The sequence below is a fragment of the Pseudomonas sp. JC1203 genome (assembly GCF_056175065.1).
The window spans coordinates 1-11,678 of sequence record NZ_JBWCAM010000022.1 but is presented as its reverse complement, the minus strand read 5'-3'; the positions used below and the strand labels follow the sequence as shown (position 1 = coordinate 11,678).

Here is an 11,678-nt window from a genome sequence, read left to right as displayed (position 1 = left end):
GATGTGCAAACATCCAACAAGAACGCGGATAAAAGCCGGTCCAACATGCAAAAAAACATCACCTCCCTGGGCAACCTGAACTGGGATGACCTGAAGTTTTTCCTTGAGGTCGCCCGCACCCGCAAGGCCAGCAACGCCGCCCGGCGCCTGGGCGTGGACTACACCACGGTGTCGCGGCGCATCACCTCGCTGGAAACTGCGATGGGCACCCTGCTGTTCGAGAAGTCGCGCACCAGCGGCTTCATCCTCACCGCCGAGGGCCAGCGCCTGCTGGGCTACGCCGAGGCCATCGAAAGTACCCTGCACATGGCCTGCGAGCAGGTGTCGGGCTCCGGCGTGGCGTTGTCTGGGCACATCCGCATGGGCTGCACAGAAGGCTTCGGCAGCTTCTTCATCACCCCGCAGCTGAGCCACTTCGTGGATGCCTACCCGGCCATCAGCGTGGACATCCTGCCGCTGCCGCACTTCATCAGCCTGTCCAAGCGCGAGGCCGATGTGGTGATCGCCCTGGAACGCCCGGAACACGGGCCCTACGTGTGCTGCAAGCTGTGCGACTACCGCCTGCAGCTGTACGCCACCCAGGCTTACCTTGACCGCCACCCGCCCATCCACCATGGCCGCGACCTGGCCGGGCACCGTTTCATCAGCTACGTCGACGACCTGGCCTTCAGCCCCGAACTGCTGTACCTGGCCAACCTGCTGCCCAACGCCAGCGCCGGGCTGCGCAGCACCAGCGTCATCGCCCAGTACGTGGCGGCGCGCCAAGGGCATGGCATGGCGATTCTGCCGTGTTTCCTGGCGGCGCAGGCTGACGACCTGGTGCCGGTGCTGGCGGGGGAAATCAGTGTGACGCGGCAGTTCTGGATGTACTGCCGAGAGGATTTGAGGAAGTTGAAGCGGATTAATCTGCTGTGGGATTACATTCGCGAGGTGACGGAGCTGAACGCGCCCTTCCTGATGGGCGAAACCCATTCATTGAAGTTCACCATTCCCCCGTAGCAGCTGCCGAAGGCTGCGTCCGGCCGCACCGCCGATGGTGAGCCTTGGACGCAGCCTTTGGCAGCTGCTACGGGTTGATTTGGTTTACACCGCCAGGTTGGTGGGTTCGGCCTGGTGCCAGCGGCCACGGCCCAGGCGCTTGGCCTGGTGCAGGGCATCGGCGGCGGCGGCCAGCAGGTCGCCCGCTGCCTGGCCATGGTCGGGGGCCAGGGCCACGCCGACGCTGATGGAGGCATGCAGGCTGTCGGCGTTGGGCAGCACCAGCGGCGCGTGCAGCGCGGCGATGATGTTGTCGGCGATACGCCAGGCGTCGTCGCGGTCGTTGAGCGGCGACAGCAGCACGGCGAACTCGTCGCCGCCCAGGCGCGCCAGCAGGTCGTTTTCACGCAGTTGCGTGCGCACCCGGCCCGCCAGGCAAATCAATACTTCATCCGCCGCCGCGTGGCCATGGTGGTCGTTGATGGCCTTGAAATGGTCGGCGTCGATGTACAGCACGGCCATGCGCCGGGGCTGCTTGTCACTGAGGTTGCGCGCCAGCCGTGCTTCGAAGAACACCCGGTTGGGCAGGCCGGTGAGGATGTCGAGGCTGGCTTGCAGGTAGGGTTCGGGCTGGCTGTGGGCGCTCAGGTGTTCAAGCTCGTCGAGCAGCGCGTTGACGTCGCTGCCCAGCTGCTCCAGGTCGTCCACTTCGGTGTGCGGCACGCGGCGCTCGAAGCGGTGCTCGCGCCGTGCGGCATCGGCGACGTTGGCCAGGCTGTGCAGAGGCTCGGTGATGTCGCGCAGCAAGCGCCGCGACAGGTACAGCGCACCCAACGTGCCCAGCACCGTGCAGGTGACCGCCCCGGCGATGCCACCCAGCGCCAGACGCCATTGCATGGCGGCCGGCAACGCCTGGATGGCCTGGGTGCGCCAGGCAAATGCGCCCAGCACCACCATGCACCCGGCACACAGGCCGGCCGCGCCCAACGCCACCGTCAGTTGCGCGCGCCGCAGTGCACTGCGCACTGTGCGGCCGCTCATGACAAAGGCTCCTGCCTGCGCTTTCCGTAGCCGATGAAACCCGCCATCCAGACAGCTCCCTGATGAAAAACGCGCGTGATGCCCGGTTGTGCCAAAACGATAGCACAGCTATTTCACCTTACCGGCCTGGCGCACTTCAGTGCTCCAGCATCAGCCCGCTCAGGCGTTTCACCTTACGCCGCACCGCGTCTTCGAAAACGCCAGCGCGAGGCTCGATCAGGCTGAACCAGTGCTTGGCGCGGGTGATGCCGGTGTAGATCAGCTCCTTGGTGAGCACCGGGTTGAGCGCGTCAGGCAGGATCAACGCGGTGTGGGCGAACTCCGAGCCCTGGGATTTGTGCACGGTCATGGCGAACACCGTTTCCACATCGTTCAGGCGGCTGGGCAGCACGAAGCGCACGCCGCCCTGGCCGTCGTTGCGCGGGAAGGCAACGCGCAGCACCTGACGGTCGGGCGAGCCGCTTTCGGGCAGGCGCAGGGCGATGCCGATATCACCGTTCATCAGGCCCAGGCCATAGTCGTTGCGGGTCATCAGCACCGGCCGGCCTTCGTACCAGGGCTGGTCGCCTTCGATCAACCGCGCCGCCGTCAGCGCCTGGGTAGCGCGCTGGTTCAGGCCCTCCACGCCCCACGGCCCCTTGCGCACCGCGCACAGCAGCTGGAACGACTCGAACGCTTCCAGCACCTGCTTGGCCCAGCCGGCCCATAGTTCGCTTTCAAGCTCGGTGCGCGGCGCCGGGCGGTTGGCCTGCAGCACGCTCAGGTAATGGCGATAGCCCTGGGGGCCATTACTGCCCTGGCCTTGCAGCAGCAGGCGGTCAAGCTTGCGGTCATGCTCGCCACTGAGCTTGATGGCAAAGATGTCGCCGAACTGCCCGGCGTTGAGCAGCTCGCGCGCCTGGTCCGCTTCCTGGCGGTTGACCCGCAAGGCCAGCTGGCCAATGCCGCTGCCTTCGCCAAAGCGTCGCGAGTGGCGCAACATCACCACCTGCTGGGCCAGCGGGTTGAGCTCGGCGCTGCCCACCTGCAGGCCGCTGTGCGCCAGTGCTTCGCCGCTGGTGCTTTCCAGCCACGCCAGGGTCTGCGGGCTGTAGCAGCCCTGCTCGGCGTCGCGGCACAGGTCGCCCAGCACCGCCCCGGCTTCCACCGAGGCCAGCTGGTCCTTGTCACCCAGCAGCACCAGGCGCGCGTGGGCGGGCATGGCGCCCAGCAGGTTGGCCATCATTTCCAGGTCGATCATCGACGCCTCGTCCACCACCAGCACGTCCAGCGGCAACGGGTTGGCCGCGTTGTGGCGGAAGTGCCGGGTGCCAGGGCGGCTGCCCAGCAAGCGGTGCACGGTGGTCACCTCGGTGGGAATCTTGTCCTTGACCCAGTCGCTGACCTCCAGCTGCTTGACCTGCGCGCTGATCGACTCGGTCAAGCGTGCCGCGGCCTTGCCCGTGGGCGCGGCCAGGCGTATGCGCAGCGGTGCGCCGGCTTCCACCGCCGGCGCCTGCAGCAGCGCCAGCAAGCGCACTACGGTGGTGGTCTTGCCGGTGCCGGGGCCGCCAGTGACGATGCTGAACGCGCTGCGGGTGGCCAGGGCACAGGCCAGTTTCTGCCAGTCGATGCGCTCGCTGCCAGGGCTGCCGAACAGCTGCTCCAGGCGCGTGCCCAGGTCGTCGGGCGTAGCCTCCTGTTCGGCCAGGCGCTGGCGCAGGGCAATGTCGATGCGCCGTTCGTAGCTCCAGTAGCGGCGCAGGTACAGGCGCTGGCCGGCGAGCACCAGCGGGCGTTCGCCGCTGTCGTTGTCGGCCAGTGCCACCAGCGGGCTGGCAGCCAGGGTCTGGCGCCAGGCTTCGGGTTGCAGGTGTTCGAGTAGTTGCGAGGGCAGCAGCACAGGGCCTGCCAGAGCATCGCCTTCGGGCGGCAGCGACAGGGCGAAGTCCGGCTCTTCCAGGGTTTGTGCCAGGTCCAGGCAGACATGGCCATGGCCCAGTTGGTGGCTGGTGAGCGCAGCGGCCAGCAGCACCAGCGGATCGCCGCCCGGGTCGCGCTCGGCAAGGAAGCCGACGAAGGCCTTGTCCAACGCCCGCAACCAGCCACGTTCGGCCCAGCGTTCCAGCAGTGCCAGCAGGTCATCTACCTGTTGCAGCGGGGCCAGCTCGGCGAGGCTGCGCGCTTCCAGCGCGGTGGGCAGCAAATCGGCAAATGTACGGCTCATGCCGGTTCTCCTTCGAACAGGTCACCCATGGGTTCAGGCTGGCGCACCACGCCGCGGAACAGCTCGTCGAGGCGCTCGATCAGTTCGCGCGGCGGCCGGGCGAACGCCAGGCCCTGGCTGGGCGCGTGCACGCCGCGTAGGAAGATGAACACCGCGCCACCCACGTGCTGGTCGTAGTCATAGCCAGGCAGGCGAGCCTTGAGCTGGCGGTGCAGGGCCAGCAGGTACAGCACATATTGCAGGTCGTAGCGGTTGTCGAGGATGGCTTGGGTCATGGCCAGCTCGGTGTAGGCGGTTTCGTCGGCGCCCAGCCAGTTCGATTTGTAGTCCGCCACGTAGTAGCGGCCCTCATGCTCGAAGGTCAGGTCGATGAAGCCTTTGAACATGCCGTTGAGCATCGCCCCTTCGGCGGGCGCACGCGGGGCGCCGTCGTGGGTGTGGTCGCGTACCAGGGTATCGAGTTGGGTTACGTCGACACGGTGGCTGGCGAACCAGAACTCCATCTCGATCTGGTACTGCGTAAGGTCGGTCAGGCTCAGGCGGGTGTCACCGATGGCCAGGGGCGTCTGCAACAGGTGCAGCAGCCAACTGTTCAACGTCGGAATCCAGCCCTTCCAGCCACGCAGGTTGCAGCGCGCGCCCACTGTTTCCGCCAACAGTTCGGGTTGCGCCGCGACGCTGGCAAAGCCTTCGCGCCCGGCCCACTCCAGCAAGCCGTGGAGGAAGGTGCCGGGGTTGGGGCCACGGGGGAAGCGGTGGATATCACCACTCACCGCCTGGGCTTCGCGCGGTGCGGTGGGGTCCAGGCGTTCGTCGTCAAACAGTTTCTGCGCCTGCGGGCTGTCGGGCGATTGGTCGCTGCCCGGGGCCACGCTGTCGCTGATGCGCAGCGCACTGTAGGAGGCGATCCACCAGTTCTCCGCAGCACGCCGCTTGGGCTGCCTGGCCGCCAGCAGGCTGGCTTCGTTGCGCGGCGGCACGTAATGCAGCGCGCTGGCCTCGGGCATCAGCCCGGCGTGAATGGCCGGGCAACCAGCCGCAAGGTCACGCAGCCAGATGGCCAGGGCCTGAGGTTCGCCCAGGCGCTGGCCGCCGCCCAGCAGGTAGCCCAGCGCCGAGCGGTGCAGCACCGAATCCTTGGTGTTGCCACGCTTGAGGTCGGCCACGCCCAGCCAGCAAGCGTGCTGGGCGCGGGTCAGGGCCACGTACAGCAGGCGCAGGTCTTCGGCCAGGCGCTCGTCATCGGCGAGTTGAACCTGCTCGGCGGTAGGGCTCAGGGTTATCTGCACGTTGCCCTGCTCGTCGTGGAACGACAGCGGCAGGCGCTTGCCGTCCACCGGCTTGGCCGAGCAAATGAAGGGCAGGAACACCAGCGGGTATTCCAGGCCCTTGGATTTGTGGATGGTCACCACTTTTACCAGTTGCTCGTCACTTTCCAGGCGCAGGATCTGTTCTTCGCCGGCCTGGCCAGCGGTGGCCAGGTGCTCGGACAGGTGGCGGATCAACGCCTGCTCGCCGTCCAGTTCGCCGGCAGCTTGCTGCAGCAGCTCGGACAGGTGCAGCAGGTTGGTCAGCACGCGTTCGCCGTCGCTGCGCAGCATCAGGGTCTGCGGCAGGCGGAAATCGTGCAACAGGCGGCGCAGCATGGGCAGCACGCCCTGGGTGCGCCACAGGGTGCGATAGGTGCGGAACTGCATCACCCGCCGCTCCCAGGCCAGCTCGTCCTGGTTCAACTGCGCCAGGGCACTGAGGGGCAGGTTCAAGGTGGTGGTGGCCAGGGCGCCACGCAGCGGGCGCTCGGCGTCCGGCTCGGCGCAGGCCTTGAGCCAGCTCAGCAGGTCGTGGGCTTCCTGGGCGGCGAACACCGAATCCTTGTCGGAAAGGTACACGCTGCGCACCCCACGCGCCGCCAACTCGCCGCGCACGGCCTGGGCCTCCTTGCCGTCACGCACCAGGATGGCGATGTCCGCAGGTGTGACCGCGCGCATGGCTTCACCCGGCTTGATGAAGCCGGCGCTGCCCTGCTGGCCACCGTTGAGCAGCTCGACGATGGTACTGGCACAGGCGGCCGCCAGCTGCTGGCGGTAAACCACGCCGGACAGCGGCGCGTCGCTTTGCAGTTGCCACAGGTTCAACGCTGGCACTGGCTGGCCGCCGACGCTCAAGGTCTCCTTGCGGCCCTGGGCCAGCACCGGCAGGAACGGCACCGGGTTGTCATCGCCCTGGCGGAACAGGAAAGCGCCGCGCCCCAGTTCACGCTGCTCGCCGGCATTGAATACGTGGTTCACCGCCTCGACCATGGCGTGGCTGGAGCGGAAGTTGGTGCCCAGCGTGTGCAGGCGGCCGGTAGTGGCCTGGCGCGCACGCAAGTAGGTGTAAATGTCGGCGCCGCGGAAGGCGTAGATCGCCTGCTTGGGGTCGCCGATCAGGAACAGGCCGCTGTCGGGCTGGTTGGCCTCAATGTGGTAAATGCTTTCGAAGATCCGGTACTGCACCGGGTCGGTGTCCTGGAATTCGTCGATCAAGGCCACCGGGAACTGCTCGCGGATCAACCCGGCCAGGCGCTCGCCGCCGCTGCCCTGCAAGGCAGCGTCCAGGCGCAGCAGCATGTCGTCGAAGCCCATTTCAGCGCGGCGGCGTTTCTCTTCCTCGAAGCGCGCGCCCACCCAGCGCGCGGCATGCTCCAGCACGGCAGCATCAGGCGTGGGCAGGCTGGCCAGGGCATCGGCCAAACCTTGCATGGCTTCCAGGGCCGGGTGGGCTGGCGGCTCGCCCTTCCAGGCTTCGGCCATGCCGTCCGGAGTCAGGCGGGTGAAGCCGGTGCCGATATCCAGGTCCACCAGGCTTTCGTCATTGGCCCAGGCGCCTAGCTTGTCAAACCATGGCTCAAAGTAGCGCGCCTGCATCTTGCGCCCGTCAACAACCTTGGCTGCCACGGCCTCAAGGCAGATAGCGCGCAGTTCCTCGGCCCATTGCGCCCACGGCGCCTTGAGTTGTTGCAACGCCTGCTTGCGCTCGGCCAGTGCGGCTTCGATAAGCTCGGCGGGCTCCTGGCCGCTGTCGCCACGGCGCGGGCTGCCGAACAACGCGCGCACCCGTGGCAGCAGTGCGGCCGGGCCACCCCAGTTGCTGCGCACCCAATTGAGCGTGTCGCCCTGCATGGCGTAGCAGAAGCGCCGCCAGTAGTCGCGCACCACCTCGCCCAGCAGGTCGCTGTGGTCGGTTTCCAGGGTCTGGGTGAACAGGCTGCCGCTGTCGAAAGCGTGCTCGCGCAGCATCCGCTGGCACCAACTGTGGATGGTCGATACCGCAGCTTCGTCCATCCATTGCGCGGCGATATCCAGGCGGTTGGCGCAGCCGGCCCATTGTTCGGGCCCGAACTCGTCGCGCAGTTGGCTGATCAGGTCGTCGGGGCTGGGCATCTCGTCGCGGAAGAACCGCGCAGCCTCGGCGAGACGCGTGCGGATGCGCTCGCGCAGCTCCTTGGTGGCGGCGTCGGTGAAGGTCACCACGAGGATCTGCGGCGGCAGCAATTCGCGGCCGAAGCCTGCCTGCTCGCCGCCATGGCCCAGCACCAGGCGCAGGTACAGCGCCGAGATGGTGAAGGTCTTGCCGGTACCGGCACTGGCCTCGATCAGTTGGCTACCGCGCAGGGGGAAGGCCAGCGCCAGAGGTTTATGTTGGGGGGCGTTCATGAGCGGGCCTCGTCGGCATCGATGGAGCGCCAGGGCGCTTCGAACATGGGGCGGTACAACGCATCGCACCAGCCTTCGAATTCCTCGCTGTCGACCAACGCATTGAAATCGGGGAACTGCCGGGCCAGCGCCACGCTCTCGCGGCGCTCACCATCGGTGGTGATGCCATCGCCTTCATAGGCTTTGCGCGCGGCGGCTTCGGCCTTCACCGGGTCACCTTGGCCCAGCCAGGCGAACGCGGTTTTCACTGCCACCGGCAGTGGCCGGCGCATGCCCTGTTGCCAGGCCAGCAGCAGGTGGCCCAGGGCTTCGCGGGCTTGTTCGGGCTGCAGCGCTGCCAGTACCAGGGTGTCGTCGCTGGCAACCACGGCGGTGGTCAAGGGCAGGCCGACCGCACACGCCGCCAGGTGGGTGACCCAACTGCGGGTGAGGCGGTGCCATTTGCGTGCACGGGCACCGCCAATGGCGTTGGCGATGGCGGTGACGCTCAGCAGGTTACCGTCGGCGCGTTGGTGCAGGTTGCTGACCCAGCCATCCAGGCGCAGGCCCTGGTATTCGAAATTGACCGGTTTGGCCGCCACCACCGGCGTCGGCCACAGTACCAGCAGCTGCTGGAAGCGCTGCAACAGGTCGGGTAGCGGCTCTATCAGCTCTTCCTGCAGCAACGCGCCGAAACCGGCCATGGGCAGCAGGCCACTGCCCTGCATGCGCCGGGCCTGGGTATGCAGCGCCTCGTCGACGGCACCCAGGGTGGCCATGGCAGTGGTCAGCAACTGGTCGCTGAGGGTGTAGCGCTCCAGAGCGTCGAGCACGAAGGGCTCTTCATCGGCCAGCGGCGCCTCGGCGGTTTCGAAGAACACCTTCAGGCGCTGGCTGAAGAAATGCCGCACCGGGTTGCGTAGGAAATCTTGCAGCTGCGTGAGGGCCAGCGGCTCGTCCTGCTCGTGAGGCGGCAGCATGCCGTCGGGGGCTTGTTCGCCCTGCTCGGTGTGCAGCACACGCCATTCGGAGGCGAAGCTGAACAACCCGCTGCCCTCATGGAAGTAGCGCGCGCTGAACGGCTGCAACGGGTGTTCAAGGCTCAGGCTATGCACCAGTTGCTCACCGGCGTTGAGCTTGCCGCCCTCTTCCGCGCCCTGCAGCGCCCAGCCGCTGGCGAGGTGGTCGCGCAGCTGGCCGATCAGCACTGACGCCGGGCGTTCGCTGTTGTCGCGGATGCTGCGGCCCACCCAGCTGATATACAGTTGTTCGCGGGCCGACAGCAGGGCTTCCAGCAGCAGGTAGCGGTCGTCTTCACGGCGGGAGCGATCCCCGGGCCGGTAGTCGCTGCCCATCAGGTCGAAGTCCAGCGGCGGCTGTGCGCGTGGGTAGTCGCCGTCGTTCATGCCCAGTAGGCACACCACTTTGAAGGGGATGGCACGCATGGGCATCAGCGTGCAGAAGTTCACCGCACCGGCGAGGAAGCGCTGGGACAGCTTGCCCTGGTCGAGCCCGGCCAGCCACGCTTCGCGCACCACGGTCAGCGGCAGCGGCTCGTGCAGCTCTACCGACGCGCAGGTGCGCAGCCATTGTTCGCGCAGCTCGTCGAGCTGCACCAGCAGGTAGTCGTCATGCTCGGTGCTGGCCTGGAAAAACACCTGAGTCAGGCCGTGCAGGCGCTCGCCCCACTCCTGCGGCTCAGCAGGCGTGGACAGCACCTGGTGGGCAACCTCCAGGGCATCAAGCAAGGCCACCAGCGGCCCGATCAATGCAGCATCCAGGCCGCCGATTTCGTCGTAGGGTTCGATGCCACCATAGCCCTCGCCGCCACCTACTGCGTAGCCCAACAACATGCGCCGCAGCCCGAACCGCCAGCTGTTCTGCTCCAACTGCTCCGGCAGCCCCAGCCCGGCGCGCTGGGCAGCGTTCAGGCCCCAGCGGATGCCGGCGCCTTCAATCCAGCGGTGCAGGGTGGGCAGGTCGCTTTCCTGCATGCCGAAGCGCGCGCGCAGGGCCGGCACGTCGAGCAGATCGAGGATCTCGCTGACCGCAAAGCGGCTGTCAGGCAGCTTTAGCAGGTGCTCGATGGCGATCAGCAGAGGGTCGCGGCCCCGCTGGTTCTGGTCGGTCAGGGTGAACGGGATGAAGCGTGCGTCGTGGCGATCCAGCTGACCAAAAACAGCACGAATATGCGGGGCATAGCTGTCAACGTCGGGAACCATGACGATAACGTCACGGGGCCGAAGGTTGGGGTCGGCGCTGAAACGGGCCAGCAGTTGGTCGTGCAAAATCTCCACTTCACGCTGGGCGCTGTGGGCAATATGGAAGCGTATCGAGCGATCCTTGGCCGGGTTTACCGCAGGCCAGGTGGTACGCGTTTCCGCCAACGGGCGCAGTTCGAGGATATCGTCCTGCAGTTGGCCCAACAGCGTGGTTGGCTCGTCCTCGGTGAACAGGTCGATGCGCCCTTCGCGGAACGCGGCGCGGTAACTATTAGGGTCGTCGTAGCTGTCCAGCAGGTTGATGTAGTCGCGGCCCTGCTTGCCCCAGGCTGCCAACAGCGGGTGCGCGTGCTGGTGCAGCGCATCGGCGTCGATGACGACTGGCATCCCTTGCTTGCGCGCTTGGCGCTTGTATTGGTGACGCAGCAGGTCCTTGTCGGCAACGATGTCGGACCAGTGATGGCGACAAGGGTTGTGCACGCACAACAGCACCTGGCTGAAGCGTGCAAGCCCTGCCAATGCCTCCAACGCCTGGGCCGGCAGCGATGAAATACCAAAGACGATCACGCGGTTGGGCAGGCCAAGTGGCGGCGTTTCCAAGCCGTTGATGCGTTCGATGAAGCGTTGGTGCACGCCGGCGCGGCTCTGCGCCATGCCCTGCTCGCCGACATCATGCAGCAGCGCGCGCCACAGTTCCGCCTGCCAGCGGTTGGCATCGGGCAGCGGCTTGGCTTCACCGCGCACGTTGCGCAACTGGTGGCGCCCCGCCGCCCAGTCCTCCAGCCAGTCGGCACGGTACACCTGGTATTGGTCGTAAAGGTCGGCGAGGCGCTCGGCCAATTGGTAGCGCTTGCGCAGGTCGGTGTCGTCGGTAAGGAAGCGCTGCAGGGGCTCGAAATGTGGCTGGTCGATCAATTGCGGCAACAGGCGCATCAGCCGCCAGGTCAGTGGTGCCTTGTCGAGCAGCGAGGCCTGGGGGATCTCGTCCTTGCCCAGTACACCACGGTAAAGCTGCCACATGAAGCTGCCCGGCAGTTGCACATCGATGGCGGCGGCGATGCCGCAGCCACCCTGGTCATCCTCCAGCGCGTCTTCGGCCAGGGCCAGCTTCAGCCATTGGGCGATGCCGTTGCTCTGCACCAAGGCTATTTCGTTTTCCAGCGGGGCCAAGGGGTAACGCCGCATCCAGCTAACCACCAGACTGCGCAGCTCATCCAGGCGGTTGCCGTGAACCACCATGAAACCTGGCGTAAGAGAGTGGGTAGCCGGCATGAGCAATTCCTTGGCAGGGGGAAACGTGGACAGGTGGGAACCTTATCAGATGTGGTTTGCCCGTAGCAGCTGCCGAAGGCGGCGTCTGGGGTTTGCACGGTATCAAATCATTGCGCGGTGCGGCGGAACGCAGCCTGGCCGGGCTTTTGCGCACGCCAGAAAGACAAAACCCCCACCTGCTTTCGCAGATGGGGGTTTCGGAATTTAATCTTGACGATGACCTACTCTCACATGGGGAAACCCCACACTACCATCGGCGATGCATCGTTTCACTACTGAGTTCGG

General features: G+C 66.5%; 5 protein-coding genes and 1 rRNA gene. 1 reads left to right on the top strand and 5 read right to left on the bottom strand.

The genetic code is table 11. The features are described from left to right. Window positions 1-45 precede the first annotated feature (45 nt). On the top strand, window positions 46-999 hold the full coding sequence (locus AC0SZ7_RS26360) for a LysR family transcriptional regulator (RefSeq protein WP_475507132.1): 954 nt from the start codon (window positions 46-48) through the stop codon (window positions 997-999). Between the two features lie 84 nt (window positions 1,000-1,083). On the opposite strand, the gene AC0SZ7_RS26355 is transcribed toward AC0SZ7_RS26360, so the two are convergent. The 5 genes from AC0SZ7_RS26355 to rrf form a co-directional block, all read right to left on the bottom strand. Then, window positions 1,084-2,019 (bottom strand): diguanylate cyclase domain-containing protein, encoded by a 936-nt coding sequence (locus tag AC0SZ7_RS26355; RefSeq protein ID WP_475507131.1) that lies wholly within the window; start codon window positions 2,017-2,019, stop codon window positions 1,084-1,086. A 136-nt stretch (window positions 2,020-2,155) separates the two neighbouring features. Continuing rightward, window positions 2,156-4,225 (bottom strand): exodeoxyribonuclease V subunit alpha, encoded by a 2,070-nt coding sequence (gene recD, locus AC0SZ7_RS26350; RefSeq protein ID WP_475507130.1) that lies wholly within the window; start codon window positions 4,223-4,225, stop codon window positions 2,156-2,158. Beyond that, window positions 4,222-7,920 carry an exodeoxyribonuclease V subunit beta gene (gene recB, locus AC0SZ7_RS26345; RefSeq protein ID WP_475507129.1) on the bottom strand — a complete coding sequence of 1,233 codons (3,699 nt, stop codon included), beginning with the start codon at window positions 7,918-7,920 and terminating at the stop codon, window positions 4,222-4,224. Before recB ends, recD begins: the two co-directional genes overlap by 4 nt. Further along, a complete protein-coding gene (gene recC, locus AC0SZ7_RS26340; protein ID WP_475507128.1) occupies window positions 7,917-11,393 on the bottom strand; it encodes an exodeoxyribonuclease V subunit gamma in 3,477 nt (1,158 codons plus the stop codon). The genes recB and recC overlap by 4 nt, the downstream gene beginning before the upstream one ends. A 208-nt stretch (window positions 11,394-11,601) precedes the next feature. After that, a 5S ribosomal RNA gene (gene rrf / locus AC0SZ7_RS26335) occupies window positions 11,602-11,678 on the bottom strand; the annotation flags it as partial.